General features: G+C 68.5%; 21 protein-coding genes. 11 read left to right on the plus strand and 10 right to left on the minus strand.

The window, feature by feature from the left end; all coding sequences use genetic code 11:
• Positions 1-14: 14 nt before the first annotated feature.
• The 7 genes from DKG75_RS08020 (at position 15) to phoB (ending at position 7576) form a co-directional block, all read left to right on the plus strand.
• Positions 15-1175, plus strand: coding sequence for an MFS transporter (locus DKG75_RS08020; RefSeq protein ID WP_208111988.1), 1161 nt, complete (start codon positions 15-17; stop codon positions 1173-1175).
• Positions 1176-1450: 275 nt separating this feature from the next.
• Positions 1451-2509 (plus strand): PstS family phosphate ABC transporter substrate-binding protein, encoded by a 1059-nt coding sequence (locus DKG75_RS08025; RefSeq protein WP_109920563.1) that lies wholly within the window; start codon positions 1451-1453, stop codon positions 2507-2509.
• Between the two features lie 95 nt (positions 2510-2604).
• Entirely contained in the window at positions 2605-3978 is a 1374-nt protein-coding gene (gene pstC / locus DKG75_RS08030) for a phosphate ABC transporter permease subunit PstC (protein WP_109920564.1), read from the plus strand.
• Entirely contained in the window at positions 3975-5297 is a 1323-nt protein-coding gene (pstA, locus tag DKG75_RS08035) for a phosphate ABC transporter permease PstA (RefSeq protein WP_109920565.1), read from the plus strand. Before pstC ends, pstA begins: the two co-directional genes overlap by 4 nt.
• 5 nt (positions 5298-5302) lie before the next feature.
• Positions 5303-6103: a phosphate ABC transporter ATP-binding protein PstB gene (gene pstB / locus DKG75_RS08040; RefSeq protein WP_109920566.1), complete on the plus strand. Its 801-nt coding sequence runs from the start codon at positions 5303-5305 to the stop codon at positions 6101-6103.
• 20 nt (positions 6104-6123) lie between these two features.
• Positions 6124-6837, plus strand: a complete 714-nt coding sequence (gene phoU / locus DKG75_RS08045; protein ID WP_109920567.1) for a phosphate signaling complex protein PhoU — start codon at positions 6124-6126, stop codon at positions 6835-6837.
• Positions 6838-6868: 31 nt separating this feature from the next.
• Positions 6869-7576, plus strand: a complete 708-nt coding sequence (gene phoB, locus DKG75_RS08050) for a phosphate regulon transcriptional regulator PhoB (protein WP_109920568.1) — start codon at positions 6869-6871, stop codon at positions 7574-7576.
• Here phoB and DKG75_RS08055 read toward each other — a convergent pair.
• Positions 7570-8592: an AraC family transcriptional regulator gene (locus DKG75_RS08055; protein ID WP_109920569.1), complete on the minus strand. Its 1023-nt coding sequence runs from the start codon at positions 8590-8592 to the stop codon at positions 7570-7572. The genes phoB and DKG75_RS08055 overlap by 7 nt on opposite strands.
• A 128-nt stretch (positions 8593-8720) precedes the next feature.
• Here DKG75_RS08055 and DKG75_RS08060 point away from each other — a divergent pair, with 128 nt between their 5' ends.
• The gene (locus DKG75_RS08060; protein ID WP_109920570.1) at positions 8721-10187 is read left to right on the plus strand and encodes a flavin-containing monooxygenase; all 1467 of its coding nucleotides are present in this window, start codon (positions 8721-8723) and stop codon (positions 10185-10187) included.
• Here the strand turns inward: DKG75_RS08060 and DKG75_RS08065 are convergent.
• The 5 genes from DKG75_RS08065 to DKG75_RS08085 form a co-directional block, all read right to left on the minus strand.
• A complete protein-coding gene (locus DKG75_RS08065) occupies positions 10184-11869 on the minus strand; it encodes a YwqG family protein (protein WP_109920571.1) in 1686 nt (561 codons plus the stop codon). The genes DKG75_RS08060 and DKG75_RS08065 overlap by 4 nt on opposite strands.
• A 139-nt stretch (positions 11870-12008) precedes the next feature.
• The gene (locus DKG75_RS08070; protein ID WP_166646412.1) at positions 12009-12854 is read right to left on the minus strand and encodes an EamA family transporter; all 846 of its coding nucleotides are present in this window, start codon (positions 12852-12854) and stop codon (positions 12009-12011) included.
• 106 nt (positions 12855-12960) lie between these two features.
• Positions 12961-14097 carry an alpha-hydroxy acid oxidase gene (locus DKG75_RS08075; protein WP_109920573.1) on the minus strand — a complete coding sequence of 379 codons (1137 nt, stop codon included), beginning with the start codon at positions 14095-14097 and terminating at the stop codon, positions 12961-12963.
• 33 nt (positions 14098-14130) lie between these two features.
• On the minus strand, positions 14131-15306 hold the full coding sequence (gene rlmN / locus DKG75_RS08080) for a dual-specificity RNA methyltransferase RlmN (protein ID WP_109920574.1): 1176 nt from the start codon (positions 15304-15306) through the stop codon (positions 14131-14133).
• Positions 15307-15316: 10 nt separating this feature from the next.
• Positions 15317-15799, minus strand: coding sequence for an invasion associated locus B family protein (locus tag DKG75_RS08085; protein WP_243746481.1), 483 nt, complete (start codon positions 15797-15799; stop codon positions 15317-15319).
• A 173-nt stretch (positions 15800-15972) separates the two neighbouring features.
• Between DKG75_RS08085 and DKG75_RS08090 the strand changes: the two genes are divergently transcribed.
• Together DKG75_RS08090 and DKG75_RS08095 are read left to right on the plus strand one after the other, a co-directional pair.
• The gene (locus tag DKG75_RS08090) at positions 15973-16536 is read left to right on the plus strand and encodes a sigma-70 family RNA polymerase sigma factor (protein WP_109920576.1); all 564 of its coding nucleotides are present in this window, start codon (positions 15973-15975) and stop codon (positions 16534-16536) included.
• On the plus strand, positions 16533-17225 hold the full coding sequence (locus DKG75_RS08095; RefSeq protein ID WP_166646411.1) for a ChrR family anti-sigma-E factor: 693 nt from the start codon (positions 16533-16535) through the stop codon (positions 17223-17225). Before DKG75_RS08090 ends, DKG75_RS08095 begins: the two co-directional genes overlap by 4 nt.
• 63 nt (positions 17226-17288) lie before the next feature.
• Here DKG75_RS08095 and DKG75_RS08100 read toward each other — a convergent pair whose 3' ends face one another.
• On the minus strand, positions 17289-18503 hold the full coding sequence (locus tag DKG75_RS08100) for an argininosuccinate synthase (RefSeq protein WP_109921066.1): 1215 nt from the start codon (positions 18501-18503) through the stop codon (positions 17289-17291).
• Positions 18504-18566: 63 nt separating this feature from the next.
• Complete coding sequence (locus tag DKG75_RS08105) at positions 18567-19454, minus strand: thioesterase family protein (protein WP_109920578.1); 888 nt, start codon at positions 19452-19454, stop codon at positions 18567-18569.
• A gap of 150 nt (positions 19455-19604) precedes the next feature.
• On the opposite strand from DKG75_RS08105, the gene DKG75_RS08110 reads away from it, so the two are divergent.
• Entirely contained in the window at positions 19605-20120 is a 516-nt protein-coding gene (locus DKG75_RS08110) for a winged helix-turn-helix transcriptional regulator (RefSeq protein ID WP_109920579.1), read from the plus strand.
• A gap of 167 nt (positions 20121-20287) precedes the next feature.
• Here the strand turns inward: DKG75_RS08110 and DKG75_RS08115 are convergent, their stop codons facing one another.
• Together DKG75_RS08115 and DKG75_RS08120 are read right to left on the minus strand one after the other, a co-directional pair.
• Positions 20288-21262 (minus strand): NADPH:quinone oxidoreductase family protein, encoded by a 975-nt coding sequence (locus DKG75_RS08115; protein ID WP_243746480.1) that lies wholly within the window; start codon positions 21260-21262, stop codon positions 20288-20290.
• Positions 21263-21323: 61 nt separating this feature from the next.
• Positions 21324-22331 carry an asparaginase gene (locus DKG75_RS08120; RefSeq protein ID WP_109920580.1) on the minus strand — a complete coding sequence of 336 codons (1008 nt, stop codon included), beginning with the start codon at positions 22329-22331 and terminating at the stop codon, positions 21324-21326.
• Positions 22332-22334 lie beyond the last annotated feature (3 nt).

Below are 22334 nucleotides of genomic sequence, written 5' to 3' on the forward strand. Positions count from 1 at the left end.
CCGTTTCCCTAGTCGTGGCCGGTCTCGGCGTCGGGCAGATCCTGGCCTGGGGCTCGTCCTTCTACCTGCCGGCGGTGCTGGCGGCGCCGGTGGCGGCGGACACCGGCTGGCCGCTGACGGCGGTGGTGGCGGGCCTTTCCGTCGCGCTGGTGGTGGGCGGGCTGGCCTCGCCCCGGCTGGGCCGGGCGATCCAGCGCCGGGGCGGGCGCCCGGTGCTGGCCGCGGGCAGCGCCGGCATCGCCGCGGGCCTCGTCATCCTGGCCGCGGCGCCCAACCTCCCCGTCTTTCTCGCCGGCTGGGTGGTGATCGGCCTCGGCATGGCGGCCGGGCTCTATGATGCCGCCTTCGCCTGTCTCGGCCGGCTTTACGGGGCACGGGCGCGGACCGCGATCACCGCGCTGACCCTGTTCGGCGGCTTTGCCAGCACCCTGTGCTGGCCGCTGGCCGCCTGGGCCGAGGCAAGGCTCGGCTGGCGCGGCACCTGCCTGGCCTTCGCCGCCGCCCAGGTCCTGATCGTCGTCCCGCTCTATCTTCTCGTCGTGCCCCCGGTGCCGGCGGAGGCCCCGGCCGGGGCGGGGGCCGCCGGCGCCGCGCCGGTGCCGGACCGGCGCCTGCTGCTGCTGACCGGCGGCGCGGTCACCCTGACCGGGGCGGTGACGGCGGTGGTGTCCGTTCATTTCATCGCCCTTCTCGGTCCGCGCGAGGGCGGGTTGGCGGCAGCGGTCGCGCTCGGCGCCCTGATCGGGCCGGCCCAGGTCGCGGCCCGGGTGGTCGAGCTTGGCCTTGGCCGGCACCGCCACCCGATCTGGACCATGGCCGCCGCCGCCGGCCTGATCCTGGCCGGCCTGGCGGGCCTGATGTCCGGCTTCGTGACGGCGGCGGCGGCCCTGATCCTTTACGGCGGCGGGGTGGGCATTTTCTCGATCGCGCGCGGCACCGTGCCGCTGGCCCTGTTCGGGCCCGGGTCCTATGCGTCGGTCATGGGCGGCCTGGCCCGGCCCATGATGCTGGCCGGCGCCCTGGCCCCGACCGTGGCGGCGGCGGGATTGGAGATCCTCGGGCCCCGGCCGATCCTGTGGGGATTGGCGGCCGCGGCCGCGGCGACTGTCATCTTCGTGGCGATTCTGGCCCGCGAGGTGGCCCGCGGGCGCACAGGCGGAGCCGTCCGGACTTGAGCGGACGGCCGCCCCCGTGATCCGGAATTCGCCCGGATGCCCTTGGGGCGGGCGGTTTTCGGCGGCAAACCGGCGTCCGCCCGGCGGGAGAGCCGATCTAGATGTCCTGCCTCATAGATCTGTGTCATTGAATTGTAACATATATGCAATATTAACGTCCCGCGGGCTGGCTAAGGTGCCGGTCGCAACGGTGCCTGCCCGCTGGGGTGCGGCGCCGGAGGCGGCTTTTCCGCCGTCACGCGACCATCTGATCGAAACAGACCGAGGACAAGACCATGGCCCTCAAGACCAGCTTCGCCGCCCTTGGCGTTGCCGCCGTTCTGGCGACCGCCGTTGCCGGCGCCGCCGAAGCCCGCGACCAGATCCGCATCGTCGGCTCGTCCACCGTGTTTCCCTTCACCACCGCGGCTGCCGAGGCGTTCGGCAAGCTCGGCGCCTTCAAGACCCCGATCGTCGAGTCGACCGGCACCGGCGGCGGTCTGAAGCTGTTCTGCGGCGGCGTCGGTGTCGACAGCCCGGACATCACCGGCGCCTCGCGCCGCATCAAGAAGTCGGAAGTCGAGACCTGCGCCGCCAACGGCATCACCGAGATCGTCGAAGTGACGATCGGCTTCGACGGCATCGTCTTCGCCAATGCGAAGCCGGGCCCGGCCTTCGACGTCGACAAGGCGATCCTGTGGAAGGCCCTGGCCGCCAAGGTGGTGGTCGACGGCAAGCTGGTCGACAATCCCTACAAGACCTGGAACGAGATCGACGCCAAGCTGCCGGCGAACAAGATCGAAGTGCTGGGCCCGCCCCCGACCTCGGGCACCCGTGACGCCTTCAACGAGCTGGTGATGGAAAAGGGCTGCGAGGAAGCGCATGCCGCCGACGCCATCATCGCCTCGGGCGTCGACAAGAAGGACGTCGGCAAGGCCTGCATGAAGATCCGTGAAGACGGCATCTATGTCGAAGCCGGCGAGAACGACAACCTGATCGTGCAGAAGCTGGTCGCCAACCCGAACGCCTTCGGCATCTTCGGCTACAGCTTCCTCGAAGAAAACGCCGACAAGATCAAGGGCGCCACGATCGAAGGCGTGAAGCCGGAATACGAGGACATCTCCTCGGGCAAGTACGGCGTGTCGCGCTCGCTCTTCATCTACGTGAAGAAGGCCCATGTCGGCACCGTGCCGGGCATCCAGGAATTCCTCACCGAATACACCTCCGAAAAGGCGATGGGCGAGAACGGCTACCTTGCCGACAAGGGCCTGATCGCCCTGCCGGCCCCGGAAGCCGCCAAGGTCCGCGACATCGTCGCCAAGCTGACGCCGCTCGACACCGCCTCGGTGAAGTAAGGCGCCACGACGCGTAACGGGGGCGGTCCGTCCGGGCCGCCCCTTTCCCGTCCGGCCTCGCGTCCTCAAATCTGGGGCTTACGAAAGACGCAACGATGCCGAGTTACATTCTGATCGCGACGATCCTCGTGCTGTCGGTGATCGGCTACTACATGGGCCGTTCCACCGCGCTGGCGCGGAACGGCGGCAAGGTGAAGGGCCTGCATTCGTTGCCGGGCTACTACGGCTACTACATGGCGCTCTGGTGCGCCGTGCCGGCCCTCCTCGTCGCCGCCCTCTGGCTCATCTTCGAGAACAGCATCATCGACGGCCTGATCCTGGCCGACCTGCCGGCCGGCGTGCCGGCCGACCGTGCTTCGCTGTTCATGACCGACGTGCGCAACTTCTCGCAGAACGGCGCCATCGCCGGCGAGGTGACGGATGCGCTGCGCGAAGTCTCGGCGCGTTACGTCGCGCTGCATGACTATTCCGGCATCGCGCTCGCCATCGGCGCGCTCGCCGTCGGCGTGCTCGGTCTCGCCTTCGGCCAGGCCCGGATCCGCGCCAGCCTGCGGGCCCGCCCCAAGGTCGAACGGGCGATGATGATCGCCCTGATGGCGGCCTCGACCATCGCCGTGCTGACCACGGTCGGCATCATCATGTCGCTGCTGTTCGAATCGGCGATGTTCTTCGAGAAGGTCTCGGTCACCGAGTTCCTCTTCGGCCTGCAGTGGAGCCCGCAGACGGCCATGCGCGCCGACCAGGTGGGCTCGACCGGTTCCTTCGGCGCCGTGCCGCTCTTCGCCGGCACCCTGCTGATCACCGTGATCGCCATGGTCGTCGCCGTGCCCATCGGCCTGATGGCGGCGATCTATATGTCGGAATATGCCAACCGCAAGGTGCGCGCCGTGCTGAAGCCGGTGCTCGAAGTGCTGGCGGGCATTCCGACCGTCGTCTACGGCTTCTTCGCCGCCCTGACCGTCGCCCCCTTCGTGCGCATGGTCGGCCAGTCGATCGGGCTTGACGTCGCTTCCGAATCCGCGCTCGCCGCCGGCATCGTCATGGGCATCATGATCGTGCCCTTCGTCTCCTCGCTGTCGGACGACGTGATGACCGCCGTGCCCCAGGCGATGCGCGACGGTTCCTACGGCCTCGGCGCCACCAAGTCCGAGACGATCAAGCGCGTGATCCTGCCCGCCGCCCTGCCGGGCGTCGTCGGCGCCGTCATGCTGGCGATCTCGCGCGCCATCGGCGAAACCATGATCGTGGTCATGGCCGCCGGCCTCTCGGCCAACCTGACCGCCAATCCCTTCGAGGCGGTGACCACCGTGACGGTGCAGATCGCGACCCTGCTGGTCGGCGACCAGGAGTTCGACAGCCCGAAGACGCTGGCGACCTTCGCCCTCGGCCTCGTGCTGTTCATCGTCACCCTCTGCCTGAACATCGTGGCGCTGCGGATCGTCCGCAAGTATCGGGAGCAGTACGAATGACCGACGTCGCGAACAAATACACCGTCGAGCCGTTCTCGGCCTCGGTCGAGAAACGCGAGAGGTTCAACCGGCTGCTGAAGAAGCGCTATGCCGCCGAGGCGCGCTTCAAGATGTGGGGCATCGCGGCGATCTCCGTCGCCGTGGTCTTCCTCGTCCTTCTGCTCGGATCGATCATCATGCAGGGCTCCTCGGCCTTCGTGACCACGCGGGTGACGCTGGACGTCCATCTCGACCCCGCGGTGATCGATCCCCAGGGCACCAAGGATCCCAAGGTGCTGGCGGCGGCGGACTACAACGCCCTGCTGCGCAAGTCGATGCAGACCCTGTTCCCCGAGGTCGAGGGCCGCGGCCCGACCCGGGCGATGATGTCCATCCTCTCGTCCAGCGCGCCTTACGCGGTCGCCGATTTCGTGCGGGAAAACCCGGACCAGATCGGCCAGACGGTGAAGATCTCGGTCCTGACCGACGACATCATCGACATGCTGCGCAAGGGTTATATCGACCGCAACGTGCCCGAGTCCGACCGCAAGGTCGACGACTTCCAGCTCGGCATCTACGACAAGCTGGTCTCGACCGGGGCGATCGCCGCCGCGCTCAACACCGACCTGCTGACCACGGGCGACAGCCGCGAGCCGGAAAACGCCGGTCTCTGGGGCGCCGTCGTCGGCTCGTTCCTCACCCTCATCGTGACGATCGGGATCTCCTTCCCGCTCGGCGTGATGGCGGCGATCTATCTCGAGGAATTCGCCCCGAAGAACCGCTGGACCGACATGATCGAGGTGAACATCAACAACCTCGCCGCGGTGCCGTCCATCGTCTTCGGCCTGCTCGGCCTTGCCGTGTTCCTGAATTTCTTCGGGATGCCGCGCTCGGCACCGCTGGTCGGCGGTCTCGTGCTGGCGTTGCAGGCGCTGCCGATCATCATCATCGCGTCCCGCGCCGCGATCAAGGCGGTGCCGCCCTCGATCCGGGAAGCGGCCCTCGGCATGGGTGCCTCGCCGCTCCAGACCGTGGTGCACCATACCCTGCCGCTGTCGATGCCGGGCATGCTGACCGGCGCGATCCTGGGCATGGCCCATGCGCTCGGCGAAACCGCGCCGCTGCTCATGATCGGCATGGTCGCCTTCATCGTCGACATCCCGTCGGGCTTCACCTCGCCCGCCACGGTGCTGCCGGTGCAGATCTACCTCTGGGCGGACAGCCCGGAACGCGCCTTCGTCGAAAAGACCTCGGCCGCGATCATGGTCCTGCTGGTGTTCCTGGTCTTCATGAACGCCGCCGCGATCTACCTCCGCAAGAAATTCGAACGTAAGTGGTGAGCGCCATGACTGCCCTCGACTTTACCACCCACACCGTTCCCCTGGACGGCAAGGCCAAGATCTCGGCCAAGAGCGTCAACCTCTGGTATGGCGAGAAACAGGCCCTCTACAACATCAACCTGGAGGTCGCCGAGAACCAGGTGACGGCGCTGATCGGCCCGTCGGGCTGCGGCAAGTCCACGTTCCTGCGGTGCCTGAACCGCATGAACGACACGATCTCGATCTGCCGCGTGCAGGGCGACATCCGCATCGACGGGGACGATATCTACGCCCCCGACCTCGACGTGGTGCACCTGCGCGCCCGGGTCGGCATGGTGTTCCAGAAGCCGAATCCCTTCCCGAAGTCGATCTTCGACAATGTCGCCTATGGCCCGCGCCTGCACGGCCTGGCGGAATCGAAGGACCATCTCGATCACATCGTGAAGTCCAGCCTCGAGCGTGCCGGCCTCTGGAAGGAAGTGTCGGACCGCCTCCCGTCGCCGGGCACCGGCCTTTCGGGCGGTCAGCAGCAGCGCCTGTGCATCGCCCGGGCGATCGCGGTCTCGCCGGAAGTGATCCTGATGGACGAGCCCTGCTCGGCCCTCGACCCGATCGCCACCGCGAAGATCGAGGAACTGATCGACGAACTGCGCGAGAATTTCACCATCGCCATCGTCACCCACTCGATGCAGCAGGCGGCGCGCGTCTCCCAGCGCACGGCCTTCTTCCATCTGGGCGTGCTGGTCGAGAACGGCCCGACCGAGGGGATCTTCACCTCGCCGGTCGACAAGCGCACCCAGGACTATGTCACCGGCCGCTTCGGCTGATCTGCTTAAGGAGCGACACCATGGCCGAACATATCGTCTCCGCCTTCGACAACGAACTGAATGCGCTGAAGACCAAGGTCCTGCGCATGGGCGGCATCGCGGAGGCCAATGTCGCCGCCGCGGTGCAGGCGACCGTGCGCCGCGACCGTTCGCTGGCGGAACGCACCATCTCGTCCGACCAGCGGATCGACGTCTTCGACGGCGAGATCGCTGAACTCGTCACCCGGCTGCTCGCCCTGCGCCAGCCGATGGCGGTGGACCTGCGTCTCATCGTCGGCACCCTGAAGATCGCGACCGATCTCGAGCGCATCGGCGACTACGCCAAGAATATCGCCAAGCGTTCCACCGCGCTCGGCACCGCCATCCCGGCCCAGCCGCTGCATGCCATTCCGCGCATGGGCGAACTGGTGCTCGGCATGATCAAGGACGTGCTCGACGCGCTCTCGAACGAGCAGGTCGACAAGGCCGTCGCGGTGCGCGATCGCGATCCGGTGCTCGACGAGATCTACAACAGCGTCTTCCGCGAACTCCTCACCTATATGATGGAAGATCCGCGCACCATCACCGGCTGCACCCATCTTCTGTTCATCGCGAAGAACCTGGAGCGGATCGGCGACCATGCGACCAACATGGCCGAGACGGTCTATTACATCCTCACCGGCAAGCGCATGCATGCCGACCGTCCGAAAGCGGATGTGACGGCGGAAATCGCCGACCCGTCGCAGGTCGCCTGACGCGTCGGATATGATCAGGAACGGGACGGACATGAAGCCTTCCATCCTCATCGTCGAGGACGAGCCTGCCCTCGTCGACCTGCTGCGTTACAACCTCGAAGCCAACGGCTTCGAGGTGCGCGCCACCATGGACGGCGACGAAGCCTTGATGATGGTCGACGAACGCCTGCCCGACCTCATCTTGCTCGACTGGATGCTGCCTTCGGTTTCGGGGATCGAGATCTGCCGCCAGCTGCGCCGCAAGACCGCGACGCGGCAGGTCCCGATCATCCTGCTGACCGCCCGGACCGAGGAAAGCGACCGTATCCGCGGCCTCGAATCCGGCGCCGACGATTATGTCACCAAACCCTTCTCCCCTTCCGAGCTTCTGGCCCGGGTGCGGGCGGTGCTGCGCCGCTCCCGTCCCGCGCTGTCCGAGGAAGGGCTGTCCTATGCCGATGTGGTCATGGACCTGTCGGCCCACCGGGTGATGCGCAGCGGCACGGAGATCCACCTGGGTCCGACCGAGTTCCGCCTGCTGCGCCATTTCCTGGAAAACCCGGGCCGGGTGTTCAGCCGCGAACAGATCCTGGACGCGGTCTGGGGCCGGGATATCTATATCGAGCAGCGGACGGTGGACGTTCACATCCGCCGCCTGCGCAAGGCGCTGAACGCCAACGGCGGCAAGGACATGATCCGCACCGTCCGCTCGGCGGGCTATGCCATCGATCAGGGCGCGGGGCGCAGCATCGCTCACTGATGGCGCTTGCGGGCGAAGCGGCCGGGGCTGTCCCCGGTCCAGCGCCTGAAGGCATGGGTGAAACTGGCGGTTTCGGCGTAGCCCAGCCGTTCCGCCACCGCCTCGACCCCGAGGCCGGTCTCGCGCAGCATGGCGCAGGCCAGATCCTGGCGCAGCCGGGCCACCAGATCGCGATAGCCGATGCCGCTGTCCTCCAGCCGGCGGCGCAGGCTGCGCGACGACAGGCCGAGCTGCGCCGCCACCTCCTCCATCCCCGGAAAATGGCCGGGCCGGGCCAGGATCGCCGCGGTCACCGTCTCGATGAAGGCATCTTCGCCGCGCAGGCTGCGCAGGCGCTGGTGGCACGCCTCGACATGCAGGGCGGCCAGCACCGGGTTCGCCTGCGGCAGCGGCCGGTCGAGCACGCCGGCGGCATAATAGACCGCATTGACCGGCGCCCCGAAGTGCAGCGGGCAGCCGAAGGCGCGCTCGTAAGGCCGGGGATCGGCGGGGGCGGGAAAGCGGAAGCTGACCGCCCGGCAATCGGCGCTCTGATCCCAGAGATCGGCCGAGATGCGCAGCGCCGCGGTCAGGTCCCGTTCCACCATGAAGCGCTGCAAGGCCGGCGGGGCGGCGGCATCGTCGAACACCAGGGCGTCGTCGCCCCCGGCAGAGACGAAGGAAATCGGCATGATCGAGAAGGTGAGATCCTGATACTCGAGGCCGAGGGTCAGGGCGCTTCTCATGGTCGGGCTGGCCAGCAGGGCGAAGCCCCAGACGCCATAGGCCGCCAGCCGGTAGCGCGGCCCGACCTCGAGGCCGAAGCCCTCGCCGAGGCCGGGCAGGCGCAGGCAGGCGGCGATCACCGCGAGTTCGGCCGTCGCCGCGACCTCGCCCCCCGGCTGGTCCAGCAGGGCGGGCTCGATGCCGGCGGCGATCAGGAAGGGCTCGATATCGATCGCGCGGGCCCGCAGCGCATCGCGCAGCACGCCAAGGCTGTTCACCGGCCAGCGCCGGCGGTTGATCGGGTTCAGCATGGCGGCATGGTGGCTGCTTTGGCCGGAACTATCAAGAAAATGTCCGAAGCGGACATGGATCGCCGCCCGCCGCTTTTCTATTCTGCCTCCAGGACGGCGGGAGACCGGCCAAAGCGGAGGAGAATTTCATGACGCCCGTGAAGGTTTGCGTGATCGGCACCGGTTTCGCCGGTCTTTGCATGGCGATCCAGTTGAAGCGGGCGGGGATCGAGGATTTCGTCATCCTCGACAAGGCCGACAAGGTGGGCGGCACCTGGCGGGAGAATTCCTACCCGGGGGCGGGCTGCGACGTGCCCTGCCATCTCTATTCCTATTCCTTCGAGCAGAACCCGGACTGGTCGCGCCGCTTTGCCAAGCAGCCGGAAATCATCGCCTATATCGAGCATTGCGCGCGGAAATACGATCTCCACCGCCATATCCGCTTCGGCACCGAGGTGACCGAGGCGACGTTCGACGAAGCCCGCGGGCTGTGGACCGTGCGGACCGCGGCGGGCGAGGCGATCGAGGCGCAATTCGTCGTCTCCGGCCTCGGCCAATTGTCGCGGCCGCAATTCCCGCGCATCCGGGGCATGGACGCCTTCAAGGGCAAGGCCTTTCATTCGGCCTATTGGGATCACGGCTATGACTTGCGGGGCAAGCGCGTCGCGGTGATCGGCACCGGGGCCAGCGCGGTGCAATTCGTGCCCGAGGTGCAGAAGGCGGCGCAGAAACTCTCCCTGTTCCAGCGCAGCCCGGCCTGGATGATCTCGAAGGACGACCGGGTCTTCTCGCCGCTGTGGCAGGCGCTGTGCCGTTACCTGCCGGGTTTCCAGCGCGCCTATCGGAACTATACCTACCTGCTGCTGGAATCCCGCTTCGTCAGCTTCCGGCGCTCGACCGGGTTCTTCGCCCGGTTGGCGACCCGGCAGTGCCAGTCCTTTCTCGACAAAAGCGTGAAGGACCCGGCGCTGAAGGCGAAGCTGCAACCGGATTTCCCGGTCGGCTGCAAGCGCATCCTGATCTCCAACGACTGGTATCCGGCCCTGTCGCAGCCCAATGTCGACGTGGTGACGGCGGGGGTGCGGGAAATCGTGGAAACGGGCGTGGTGACCGACGACGGCCGCCTGCACGAGGTCGACTGCATCATCTACGGCACCGGTTTCGAGACCCAGAGCTTCATCGCGCCGATGAAGGTCTGGGGCCGCCAGGGCGCCGAATTGAACGAGCGCTGGCGCAACGGGGCGGAGGCGCATAAGGGCGTCGCCATCGCCGGCTTCCCCAATTTCTTCGTGCTCTACGGGCCGAACACCAACCTCGGGCATAATTCGATCATCTTCATGATCGAGCGCCAGGTGGGTTACATCCTGAAATGCCTGCGCGAGGTCGAACGGCGGAATGCCGCCGCCCTCGACGTGACGCCGAACGCCATGTCCGACTATAACGCCCGCCTCCAGCAGGATTTCGACGGCACGGTCTGGACCGCCGATTGCAGTTCCTGGTACCGGAACGCGGCGGGCCGGATCACCAACAATTGGCCGGGCTTCACCGTCGGCTATTGGTGGCTGATGCGCGAGCCGGATTTCAACGACTTCCGCTTCGACCCCAAGGCGCGCTAGCTGGATTCCATCGTCAGGGTCGCGGCCTGCCAGCGGCCGGCCTTGAGGTCGGCCGGGCTGATCCAGAATTGCCATTGGCCGCCCAGTTCGAGGTTCATCACCCTGTCCTCGGCCAGATGCAGCAGCAGGATGTCGCCCCGGTGATCGAGGTCGATCTCGCCCTGGATGGTCGCGGGCGGGCCGAACATCTGGTGCCACTGGCGCCAGGTGCCGGCCGGGCGCAGGTATCGCGCCTCGACGACGGCGCGGACCGCGGGGGGCAGGGCGGCCGCCTGGGCCCCCGCCCCGGTTCCCGCGACGAGAAGGGCGCGAAGGGCCCGCGACGTCAATTCTTCGGGAAAGAGGGCACGGCCCCGGTGCTTGAGGGGACGCTGGCGATCGCATAGTTCCCGAAACCGGGCGGTCTCGTCCGGGGTCAGCGCCTGCCACAGCGGCTTGCCGGCGGCCATCTGCCTGACGGCCGCGCCATAGTCCAGGATCGCCGCCGTCTCTTCCGCCGTCAGGTCGTTCAGCGAGAGGCCGGCCAGATGATGGGCGAAATCATGGACGCAGTACCACCAGACGTCCGGCGTGCCGAGGCCCGCCGCCGCATAGACGGCGTCGGCATCGAAACGGGCCGGGCGCCGGCCATCGCGCTTTTCGACGGCGGCGTGGAACCCCTGCTTGATGTCCTTCAGCGATACCGCTGCCGGGACCAGGCGGATCGGCCAGCGCGGGAACAGGCGCGGGTCGGAATCCGGCAGGATTTGTTCTTCGTTGGTAAAATACTGGCGGGCGGGGGGCGCATCGTCCGGAACGGCGGTTTCAGCCGGCAGGCGGTCCCCGGCCACCGGGACGACGGCACCCTGGGGCGGGCCCTTGCCGTTGTAGCCGATGAAGAAGGCCAGCCAGCCGCCGCCTTGCGGCAGGGCGCCGGCGCCGGCGTCGGCCACCGCCCGCAGGCTGATCTGGGTGACGAAAAACAGGGGCTCGCCCGATTGGCTGTGGCGTGGCCAATCGGCGCCGCCCAGGCGAGGCCTGCCGCCGAACCAGCTTTCCGACGGGTTCCCGGGGGGTGGGCCCCAGGGTCGCGGGGCTTTTTCGACGAACAATGCGGGCAGGCTGTCGGCAAAGCGGATCTCGGGGATCAGGTTCTGCTCGGCAAAGGGGCCGGCACCGGAATCGCCGATGGCCCAGGCGATGGTCGCCAAAGTCTGGATCAACGGGGACTGGTCGGTCTTGCCCAGGTCTTCCCGCTTCAGCGGGGTCGGCGGCGGGGCATGTAGGAGGCGAGTGAAGCTGGGGGTGGCGGGATCGCTGCCGTCCAGGCCCCAATGGCGCAGGTTCAGGCGGTGCAGGTCGTTCATCGCCATATAGAGGGGATGGAACAGGACCGATTCCATCAGCCGATCCAGATCCCCCCGCGTGCCCGAAAGGCAAAGATGCACGGCGTCGACCGCGGCCTTCTCGACCGGGTTCAGGGTGGCATGGGGCTGTATCGCCTGAGTGGCCGCGCGCCCCTGCCGCAGGCCGGCGTATTTGGCCGCCAGGGGCAACAGGAAGCAGAGGCCCGCCGGTGCCGAGCCCAGCGCTTCCGCCTCGGCGAGATCGATGGCGCCAAGCGCATAGGCATCGGCCGCCGTCCCGCTCGCCCGGTAACGGGCGCCGGCCGCCGCCGCGGCGGTCTGTCGAGCGTCAGGCACTATCACCCTCCTTGGCGATCCGGCATTGCGATGTGCCTTCCCGATCGGGAAAACGCCCGATTCAGGGTCGCGGATTCGGATGCAATTGGAAGGGGAATTTATTCCCGGCGTGCGAGCGATGGTCTTGATCTGGGGCTATTCACGCCAGCTTGATCATGACCGCACCCGCCGCCACCACGCAGGCGGCGGCCACCCGCCGGGCGCCCACCTTCTCGTGCAGCAGGACGGCGGCGAAGCCGGTGGCGAACAGCATGGAGGTTTCGCGCAGCGCCGCGACCAGGGCGACCGGGGCCAGGGTCATGGCGGTCAGCACCAGCCCGTAGGAACCGACCGAGGCGCAGGCCCCGGCAATGCCGAGGCCGAGGTCGCGCGGCCGGGCCAGCGGGGCCAGGAAGCCCCGGCCCTCGGTCAGCGCGAGAAGGCCGAGATTGCCGAAGGCGCCCAGGGCAAAGACCCAGATCGTATAGGCGAGCGGCGCGCCCGAGGCCCGCGCCCCCAGCCCGTCGAGCAGGGAATAGGCGCCGATCACCAGGGCATTGGCGGCAATGACGGTCAGGCCTCGGGTACCGAAGGCCCGCCGCCCGGCGGTGGCGGCCAGGGCCGCAAGGGCCAGCACGACCACCGCCACCCCGCCGAGGCCGAGCGCCGGCAGGCTGTCGGCAAAGACCAGGGGCGAGACCAGGGTGGTCACCATCACCCCGCCGCCACGCATCATCGGATAGGCGATGGAAAGGTCGACCCGGGCATAGGCCGCGGCGGTCAGGGCGAAATAGACGACATGGACCACGGTCGAGCCGGCAAGGAACGGCCAGGCGGCGGCGGCCGGCAGCGGCAGGAAGGGCAGGGCGACGACCGCGATCACGATCCCGCCAAGGCACAGCCGCGCGGTGGCCAGGGCGGGGGTCCCCGCCGCCTTCACGCCGGTGTTCCAGGCGGCATGAAGGGCGGCGGCGGCAAGGATCAGAAACAAGACGCTCCACGACATGGGCGGGCCCCTCAAAGCCATCGAGGCCGGCATCATGCGCCTTCCGTTTCACTTCCGTGAAGATGGATCGTGGTCCGGAAAGGTGTAGATGTCTAAAGCGCAACCCTCAGCGGTCGAGCACCGCGCCGGTGACGCCGGCAACCGTGCGCGTGCCGGTCAGGGCCAGGGACACATCGAGTTCCCTGGCGAGGATCTCCAGCGTCTTCGTCACCCCCGCCTCGCCCATAGCGGCCAGGCCGTAGAGGAAGGCCTTGCCGATCAGGCAGCCCCGGGCGCCCAGGGCCAGGGCCTTGAGAATGTCCTGGCCCGACTGCACGCCGCCGTCGAACAGGATTTCGGTCTGGTGGCCGATGGCGTCGACGATGCGGGGCAGGGCGCGGATCGAGGAGACGGCGCCGTCGAGCTGGCGGCCGCCGTGGTTGGAGACGACGACCGCATTGGCGCCGGTGGCGGCGGCCAGTTTCGCATCCTCGACATCGAGGATGCCCTTGAGGATCAGCTTGCCCGGCCAGATCTTGCGCACCCAGGCGATATCGGCCCAGGACAGCGAGGGATCGAACTGCGAGCCGATCCATTGCGACAGGGTCGAAAGCGTGCCGGCATCCTTCACCTGGCCGGCCAGATTGCCGAAGCTGCGCCGCTTGCCGAACAGGACGCGCAGCGCCCAGGCCGGCTTGGTCGCGATGTCGAGGGCATTGCCGAAGGTCAGGCGCGGCGGCACGCTGAGGCCGTTCTTGAGGTCGCGGTGGCGCTGGCCCTGGATCTGCAGGTCCAGGGTCAGCACCAGGGCCGAGCACCGCGCGGCGATGGCGCGTTCGACCAGGGCGCGGGAAAAGCCCCGGTCGCGCATGACGTAGAGCTGGAACCAGAACGGTTTCGTGGTCGCCGCCGCGACATCCTCGATCGAGCAGATCGACATGGTCGAAAGGGTGAAGGGCACGCCGAAGGCTTCCGCCGCGCGGGCGCCGTGGATCTCGCCATTGCCGTGGAAGAGGCCGGTCAGGCCGGTCGGCGCGATGGCGACCGGGATCGCCGCCCGCTTCCCGGCCAGGGTGGTGCCCAGGTCGCGGGACGAGACGTCGATCATCACCCGCTGGCGCAGGTTCAGGGCGGCGAGGTCGGCCCGGTTGGCGGCGATCGTCCGCTCGTCATAGGAACCGCGATCGGCGTAATCGAAAATCGCCCGCGGAATCCGCTTCTGCGCCAGCGCCCGCAGATCCTGGATATTGGTGATCGTGGGCATGACGGGGCTTTCCGGGGCGTGGAGGCGGCACCGTCAGGCGACGGCGGCGGCATCCTTGGCGGCGAAGGCGGCGTCGACCTGCTGGCGCAGGAGGTCGGCTTTCCGCTGGCGCACGGAATCGGATTTCAGCTGGCCGCAGGCGGCCATGATGTCCTCGCCGCGCGGGGTGCGCACCGGGCTGGCATAGCCGGCATCGAAGACGATCTGGGAGAAAGTCTTGATCGCCTCGGCCGTCGAGCGCTCGAAGGGGGCGCCGGGCCAGGGGTTGAAGGGGATCAGGTTGACCTTGGCCGGGATGCCCTTGATCAGCTGGACCAGGGCGCGGGCATCGGCCGGGCTGTCGTTGACGTCGCGCAGCATCACATACTCGAAGGTGATGCGCCGGGCATTGTTCAGGCCCGGATAGTCGCGGCAGGCCTGCATCAGGTCCCGGATCGGATATTTCTTGTTCAGGGGCACGATGCGGTCGCGGATCTCGTCGTTCACCGCATGCAGGGAAACCGCGAGGTTGACGCCCAGTTCCTCGCCCGCGCGCTTCATCATGGGGACGACGCCGGCGGTCGAGAGCGTGATCCGCCGCCGCGACAGCGAGATCCCCTCGTTGTCCATGACGATCTTCAGGCCGGCGGCGACATTGTCGAAATTATAGAGCGGCTCGCCCATGCCCATCATGACGATGTTGGACAGCAGCCGGCCGTCGCTGGGCGAGGGCCATTCGCCGAGGGCGTCGCGGGCGATCATCACCTGCTGGACGATCTCGGCCGGGCCGAGGTTGCGCACCAGGGTCTGGGTGCCGGTGTGGCAGAAGCGGCAGGTCAGGGTGCAGCCGACCTGGGAGGAGACGCACAGCGTGCCCCGGTCGTCGTCGGGGATGAAGACGCTTTCGACCTCCTGGCCGTCGGGCCATTTGACCAGCCACTTGCGGGTGCCGTCGACCGAGAGGAGGGACTTGGTCACCGCCGCCCGTTCGACCGTCGTGCGTTCCACCAGGGCGGCGCGCAGGTCCTTGGAGATCGAGGTCATCTCGTCGAAGGACTTGGCGCCGCGGTTGTAGAGCCAGTGCCAGAGCTGCTGGATGCGCATGCGGCGCGGCTTGCCGCCCTGGCCGAGCTCGTCGAGCACGCGGCCCAGGCCCTCGCGGTCGAGGCCGATCAGATTCAGCTTCGCGCCGTCGGCGGGCAGGATCGGGGCGGGCGTGTCGGTGGTCATGGCGCCTTCCTCAGACCTTGCAGGCTTTCATCACCGCATCCAGGGCGGCGGAAATGCCTTTCAGGCTGTAGGTGTCGGTGGTCTTGGTGCCGCGCTGCGATTCGCCGGTGACGACCGCGCTCGAGCCCTTGCGCAGCGCCGCGACGATGTCGTTGTCGGCCTCGGTGGTGCGGGCCCAGGCATTCTCGCCGTCGGTGAAGAGGTCGAACTTCTTGCCGCCGATGGCGATCTGCGCGGTCGAGCCGGTCTTGAACGGATAGCCGACCGGGATCTGGACCTGATTCTTCACGCTGCCGTCCTGGAAGAAGGAGATCAGGATGAAGATCTCGCCGCGCTTGGCGCCGGCGGGTTCCGATTTCGTCGGCTTCGACGAGACGAAGCAGACGTCCTTGCCGCCCTGCTTGGTCTTGAAGGCCTGCCAGGCACCGAAGTCGCCGATCAGCGGGGTATCCTCCGCCTGGGCCGGTGCGGCCGCCATGCCGACGGCGGTCATTGACAGAAACATGCCGAACGCGGCGAATAGGAAGCGTTTCATGGCGCCTGTTCACAATCCTGATCGAGAGGGGTCAAGATAGCGAGCCGGGCCTCTCATTTCCACCCCGCCCGTGCTTTTGCCCGTGCCCGTGCCCGCCCTCGCGCGAGAACCCGACCGGGACCCGTTGTTGAATGGATAGTTCGGACCTCGATCGCGAAGCCCTGGCCGACCTTGTCGAGGCCGTCGCCCAAAGGGGCGACAAGGCAGCATTCGCGCGGCTTTTCGCCTATCTGGCGCCCCGGCTCAAGGCTTTTCTGCTCCGCCTCGGCACGACCAATGCGGCGGCGGAGGAATTGGTGCAGGAGGTCATGCTGACAGTCTGGCGCAAGGCCGCCAGTTTCGACCGGCGCCAGTCCTCGGCCACGACCTGGACCTTCACCATCGCCCGCAACCGCCGAATCGATCTGATCCGGCGCGAGTCGAAGCCCGGTCTCGATGCCGGGGACCCGGCCCTGGTGCCGGCGGCGCCGGTCCCGGCCGATGTCGCCGTCGACGAAAACCGGCGCGACGAGACCCTGCGCACGGCCATCGCCGGACTGCCGCCGGAACAGGCCGACCTGCTGAAGCTCGCATTCTACGAGGGAAAATCACATGCCGAGATCGCGGCGGTACGCAATCTCCCCCTCGGTACCGTAAAGTCTAGGCTGAGATTGGCCTTCAACCGGCTCCGCAGCGTCATGGAGCCTTACCTGTGAGCCCGGAACGCATCGTGGTCATCCCGTCCCATCATGTGCCGTTCGACTGGCTGGTGGAGCGTGCCGCCGGCACGCTGGCGCCGGCCGCGGCCCTGGTCGTCGATGCCCATCTCGCCTTCTGCCCGGCCTGCCGCGCGGCCTTGGCCCTGTGCGAACAGGTGGGGGGCGCCCTGCTCGATGCGGTGCCGCCGGCGCCGGTGGCGGCCGATGCCTTCGACCGCCTGATGGCGCGGATCGAGCGCGAGCCCGCCCGGTCGCCGGGGCCGGATGCACCGCCCCCGGCGGCATTCGGCGATCCCGTGCTCGACCGCATGCCGGGTCTCCTGCACCCGCTCGGGGCGAAGGCGCTGGCGGGGCGCGGCTGGCGCAGCCTGGTGCCGGGGGTGAAGGTGCTCCATCTCGATGTCCCGGTCGTGCCCGGCGGCTCGGCCCAGCTGATCCGCGTCGCCGGCGGCCGGGGCGTGCCGCGCCACACCCACCGGGGCAATGAATATACCCTCGTCCTGGCCGGGGCCTTCAACGATGCCGGCGGCCGTTTCGCGGCCGGCGACGTCCAGGTCACCACCCCCAGCGTGAAGCACAAGCCGATCGCGGAACCGGGCGAGATCTGCATGGTGCTGGCGGTGACCGATGCGCCGCTGCGCCTGACCGGCGTGCTGGGCATGATCCAGCGCGGCCTCGGCTATTGAGCCCCTGAAACGCGAACGGCGGCCGGTTGCCCGGCCGCCGTCGTCCTGGCCGGTGCCGTCCGGTCAGCCGTTCATGCCGCGGCGGGCGAGCAGCTTCAGGCGCAGCGCGTTCAGCTTGATGAAGCCTTCGGCGTCGTGCTGGTCGTAGACCGCGTCTTCCTCGAAGGTGACGTGGCTGAGGCTGTAGAGCGTGTTCGGGCTCTTGCGGCCGACGACGCGGACCGAACCCTTGTAGAGCTTCAGCCGCACCGTGCCCGAGACATGGTCCTGGCTCTTGTCGATCAGGGCCTGGAGCATTTCGCGCTCGGGCGAGAACCAGAAGCCGTTGTAGATCAGCTCGGCATAGCGCGGCATCAGCTCGTCCTTCAGGTGGGACGCGCCGCGGTCGAGGGTGATCGATTCGATGCCGCGGTGGGCGGCATGCAGGATGGTGCCGCCCGGGGTCTCGTAGACGCCGCGCGACTTCATGCCGACGAAACGGTTCTCGACCAGGTCGAGGCGGCCGATGCCGTTGGCGCCGCCGAGGTCGTTCAGGCGGGCGAGCAGGGCGGCCGGCGACAGTTTCTCGCCATCGATGGCGGTGGCGTCACCCTTCTCGAACTCGATCTCGATATAGGTCGGCTTGTCGGGCGCGGCCTCGGGCGAGAGGGTGCGGGAATAGACGAATTCCTCGGGCTCGGTCCAGGGATCCTCCAGCGCCTTGCCCTCGGACGAGGTGTGCAGCAGGTTGGCGTCGACCGAGAAGGGCGCTTCGCCGCGCTTGTCCCGGGCGATCGGAATCTGGTGCTTCTCGGCGAAATCGATCAGCCGGGTGCGCGAGGTCAGGTCCCATTCGCGCCAGGGCGCGATCACCCGGATGCCGGGTTCGAGCGCATAGTAGGACAGTTCGAAGCGGACCTGGTCGTTGCCCTTGCCGGTCGCGCCATGGGCCACCGCATCGGCGCCCACCTGTTTGGCGATCTCGATCTGGCGCTTGGCGATCAGCGGCCGGGCGATCGAGGTGCCGAGCAGGTAGACCCCCTCGTAAAGGGCATTGGCGCGGAACATCGGGAAGACGTAGTCGCGCACGAATTCCTCGCGCAGGTCCTCGATGAAGATTTCCTTCACGCCGAACATTTCGGCCTTCTTGCGCGCCGGTTCCAGCTCCTCGCCCTGGCCGAGGTCGGCGGTGAAGGTCACCACTTCGCAGCCATAGGTTTCCTGCAACCACTTGAGAATAACCGAGGTGTCGAGCCCGCCAGAATAGGCGAGCACGACCTTCTTCACGTCGCGCGCCATCATATCCATCCTTGGATCCGCCCGTCGTCGGGCGGGCGCAGTATAGGCATTTGCGCGGGCGTCTCAAGCCGTGGGGGCGGATTTCTGCCTTTCAGGGAAGGGAAGCAGGATCACCGGCAGCACGGCATGGCCGAGATCGCCCGCCTCGTCCGAGATCGCGCCCTGGGCAAGGCCGAAGCCGCCGGCATTCCACCGGCTGCTGGGGGTGAGGCCGATCCACTCCCCGACCGGGCGGCGCCACAGGTTGATGGTGATGGCGGAATTGGGAAAGCCCATGACCTTGGGCCGGCTCCAGCCGTCGGGGCGGGAAATGCCGGCGGCCCAATCGGCGGTGGCGATGATCCGCGGCAGGATATGGCCCGGGGGCCCCAGCTCGACGCGCGGCCGCATCCACACCGTGGTGCCGTCGCTGCGCCATTCCAGCGCATCCTTGAACCAGGGATCGGGCGGCATCAGCGGCGGCACGATTTCGGGCAGGTGATCGGGATGGATCAGCGCCGGGGCGGGGGCCTGTTCCACCGGCACCGGTGCCGGCAGGTCGCGGGCGAAGGTGAAGCGGGCTTCGGCGCGCAGGCCGTCGTCCGCCTCGATGAAGGCATCGACGAGGTTCAGGCGCCGGCCGGGCACGGCGATCTCAGCCGTCGCGGTCAGGCGGTGCTCGGCCTTGATCGGGCGCAGGAACTGGATATGGGCGGCGATCGGCGTGCCGAGGCCGTGCTCGGCCGCCAGCGCCTCCGCCTTGTTGGCCAGCAGGCCGCCGATCACGCCGCCGTGCAGGCTGTCGAACGGGCCCTGGGCCAGGGGCTGGGGCCGGTGGCCGCCGTCCTCGTCGACGATGAACAGGCGGCGCTCCTCGACGGCGGGGCGGGGCGGCGCCGCCTCGACCAGCAGGGCCTTGCTGGGCGGAAACAATTTCTCGAGCTTCAGGTCGTGGAAGGGCGATGCGGACATGGCGGCGGTCCTCTCCCGCGAGGGGGCTTCGGCGTGTTAGGCCTATTGGGCGCCGTCCGGTTTTTCTTTGCAACTCCCTTTTCGGTCATCGAAGCCTTGCGCCGGTGAATGGTTGCAAAAAGAAACTGACAATGCTAAAGGATCGGGATCATGACCAGCCGCCCGGACCATCGGCAGGATCCCCTGTCCCGCAATTGCTCGCTCGCCCGCGCGCTCGATATCGTCGGCGAGTGGTGGAGCCTGCTGGTGGTGCGCGAAACCTTCTTCGGCGCCCATCGCTTCCAGGATTATGTCGATCAGCTTGGGATCGCGCGGAACATCCTGTCGGCGCGGCTGAAGCGGTTGACCGGGGCCGGCGTGCTGTCGCGCACCGAGGGCGAGGGCGGCTCGGTCGAATACCGGCTGACGGCGAAGGGCGAGGCGCTGATGCCGGTGCTGGTCGCCCTGCTGCAATGGGGCGATGCCCATGCCAACCCGGATCTGCCGCCGGTGGTGCTGGTCGACCGCCTGAAAGGCCAGCCGATCGCGCCCCTGACGCTCAGGGCGGCCGACGGCCGGGACCTGGGGCCCCGGGACATCCGCGCCCTGCCGGGGCCGGGCGCGGACGAGCGCCTGCGCGAACGGCTGGCCCCGCGCCGGATGACGCGGGTCGCCGACGGCGCCTGATCTTAGAGCCTGTTTGGAAACCCCGGACGGGTCGATCCGGCGGATCTTTTCGCGCCCCGCGGCGTCAGCAATCGTGGCCGTATCACAGGATATCGGCTGCGATCGCTTCCTGGCGGGACACGAAAATCTCTCGCCGGCTCTCAGCCGCCGGAATTCCAAACAGGCTCTTACATGGTGACGACGGTCTTGCCGGTGACCTTGCGCTCCATCATGTCGCGGATCGCCTGGCCGCCCTCGGCCAGGGGATAGGTCTTGCTGACCAGCGGGCGGATCTTGCCCGCCTCGTAAAGCCCGACCAGTTCGGCGACATTGGCGCGGTGCAGGTCCGGTTCGCGCGCGGTGAAGGCGCCCCAGAACACGCCGACGATCTCGCAGCCCTTGAGCAGGGCGAGATTGAGCGGGATCGACGGGATCGGGCCGGAGGCGAAGCCGACCACCAGGAAGCGGCCCTTCCAGGCGATCGAGCGCAGCGCCTGTTCGGAATAATCGCCGCCGACCGGGTCGTAGACGACGTCGACGCCCTGGGGCGCCAATGCCTTCAGCCGGTCGCGGATGCCCTCGCGGCTGTAGACGATGACCTCGTCGGCGCCGTGCGCGCGGGCCAGGGCCGCCTTCTCGTCGGTCGAGACGCCGGCGATCACCCGCGCGCCCATGGCCTTGCCCAGTTCGACCGCGGCCAGGCCGACGCCGCCGGCGGCGCCCAGCACCAGCAGGCTCTCGCCCGGCTGCAGGCGGGCGCGCTGCTTCAGGGCATGATGCGAGGTGGCATAGGTCATGAGGAAGGCCGCGCCCTCCTCGAAGGGCATCGACGGCGGCAGGGGGGCGAGGCGGTCCGGCGTCACCACCAGTTCCTCGGCGAAGGCGCCCCAGCCGGTCATGACGATGACCTTGTCGCCGGGCTTGAAGCCCTCGACCCGCTCGCCGACCTCGGTCACCACGCCGGCCGCCTCGCCGCCGGGGGCGAAGGGCATCTCCGGCTTGAACTGGTATTTGCCCTGGATGATCAGGACATCGGGGAAATTGACCCCGGCGGCATGCAGGCGCACCCGCACCTCGCCCCGGCCGAGGGCGGCCGGCGCCACGTCCTCCAGCACCAGGGCTTCGGGCGGGCCATAGGCCTTGCAGTGCAGAACCTTCACCACGGCGGGCTCTCCTCGACTTGTTCTCGTTCTGAACCTGGGGTCGCCCGTTCTGAAAGCAGGGTCAAGTCCAATCGGGCGCGATGCGGATCTCGCCGACCGGGGTGCCGCCCCAATTGGCCAGCGGCGTGGTCAGGAGGTCGGCGACCGTCGCCCGGGCGTCGTCGCGGATCAGGCCGAAGCGGTCGAGCAGGCGGGCGATCAGCACCTCCGCCGCCCGGGTGCCGCCGTCGTCGATCTTCAGGGCGAAGCCGAGGCCCGGGTCGGGGGCGATGGCGATGAAGACCCCTTCCGCCCCCACTTTCACCACGGTGCCGGGCCGGGCGGCCTGCATCAGGCGGGTGCAGGCGCGCCCGCTGCCCGCGACCAGGAACGGATGCGCGGCCATGGCCTGGCGCAGCCTTGTGACGGCGGCGGCGCGGCCGGGGGCAAGGCCGGCCGGCGCCGCGATCCGCGCCATGGCCAGGGCAAGGCCGTGCAGCGGCAGGGCGGGATTGGGCGCGGCGCAGCCGTCGATGCCATAGGGCAGATCGGCCGCCTGGCCGGCGAGGCCGGCGACCGCCTCGAACACCGCCTGCTGCACCGGGTGGCGGCGCTGCTCGTAGCCGGCGACGGGGGCGCCCAGGTGGCGGGCCACGGTCAGGAAGCCCGCATGCTTGCCCGAGCAATTGTTGTGCAGCCGGCAGGGCGCCTCGCCCCGGGCGGCCAGCGCCTTTGCCGCCGGGCCATGGCTCGGGGCATGGGCGCCGCAGGCGAGGTCGCCCTCGCCGAGGCCGAGGCGGGCCAGCAGGCCGGCGGCGGTCGCGACATGGGCCTCCTCGCCGTTGTGACTGGCGCAGGCGAGCGCGAGTTCGGCCGCGGTGCAGGCGAAACGGTCGGCGGCGCCACTCTCGACCAGGGGCACGGCCTGGAGGATCTTCATCGACGAGCGGGGGAACACCGGGCGCTCGATGTCGCCCGCGGCGGCGGCCAGCCGGCCGTCCCCGTCGACGACCGCATAGGCGCCGCGATGCCGGCTTTCGACGATGCCGCCGCGCAGCACCTCGACCAGGACGGGGTTGGCGGCGCTCACGGG

This window comes from Zavarzinia compransoris (assembly GCF_003173055.1).
Lineage (GTDB): Bacteria > Pseudomonadota > Alphaproteobacteria > Zavarziniales > Zavarziniaceae > Zavarzinia > Zavarzinia compransoris.

Coding starts and splice junctions, on each gene's coding strand:
- DKG75_RS08025 (WP_109920563.1), top strand. CDS start 1,451: ATGGCCCTCAAGACCAGCTTCGCCGCCCTTGGCGTTGCCGCCGTTCTG.
- pstC (WP_109920564.1), top strand. CDS start 2,605: ATGCCGAGTTACATTCTGATCGCGACGATCCTCGTGCTGTCGGTGATC.
- pstA (WP_109920565.1), top strand. CDS start 3,975: ATGACCGACGTCGCGAACAAATACACCGTCGAGCCGTTCTCGGCCTCG.
- pstB (WP_109920566.1), top strand. CDS start 5,303: ATGACTGCCCTCGACTTTACCACCCACACCGTTCCCCTGGACGGCAAG.
- phoU (WP_109920567.1), top strand. CDS start 6,124: ATGGCCGAACATATCGTCTCCGCCTTCGACAACGAACTGAATGCGCTG.
- phoB (WP_109920568.1), top strand. CDS start 6,869: ATGAAGCCTTCCATCCTCATCGTCGAGGACGAGCCTGCCCTCGTCGAC.
- DKG75_RS08055 (WP_109920569.1), bottom strand. CDS start 8,592: ATGCTGAACCCGATCAACCGCCGGCGCTGGCCGGTGAACAGCCTTGGC.
- DKG75_RS08060 (WP_109920570.1), top strand. CDS start 8,721: ATGACGCCCGTGAAGGTTTGCGTGATCGGCACCGGTTTCGCCGGTCTT.
- DKG75_RS08070 (WP_166646412.1), bottom strand. CDS start 12,854: ATGTCGTGGAGCGTCTTGTTTCTGATCCTTGCCGCCGCCGCCCTTCAT.
- DKG75_RS08075 (WP_109920573.1), bottom strand. CDS start 14,097: ATGCCCACGATCACCAATATCCAGGATCTGCGGGCGCTGGCGCAGAAG.
- rlmN (WP_109920574.1), bottom strand. CDS start 15,306: ATGACCACCGACACGCCCGCCCCGATCCTGCCCGCCGACGGCGCGAAG.
- DKG75_RS08085 (WP_243746481.1), bottom strand. CDS start 15,799: ATGACCGCCGTCGGCATGGCGGCCGCACCGGCCCAGGCGGAGGATACC.
- DKG75_RS08090 (WP_109920576.1), top strand. CDS start 15,973: ATGGATAGTTCGGACCTCGATCGCGAAGCCCTGGCCGACCTTGTCGAG.
- DKG75_RS08100 (WP_109921066.1), bottom strand. CDS start 18,503: ATGGCGCGCGACGTGAAGAAGGTCGTGCTCGCCTATTCTGGCGGGCTC.
- DKG75_RS08105 (WP_109920578.1), bottom strand. CDS start 19,454: ATGTCCGCATCGCCCTTCCACGACCTGAAGCTCGAGAAATTGTTTCCG.
- DKG75_RS08110 (WP_109920579.1), top strand. CDS start 19,605: ATGACCAGCCGCCCGGACCATCGGCAGGATCCCCTGTCCCGCAATTGC.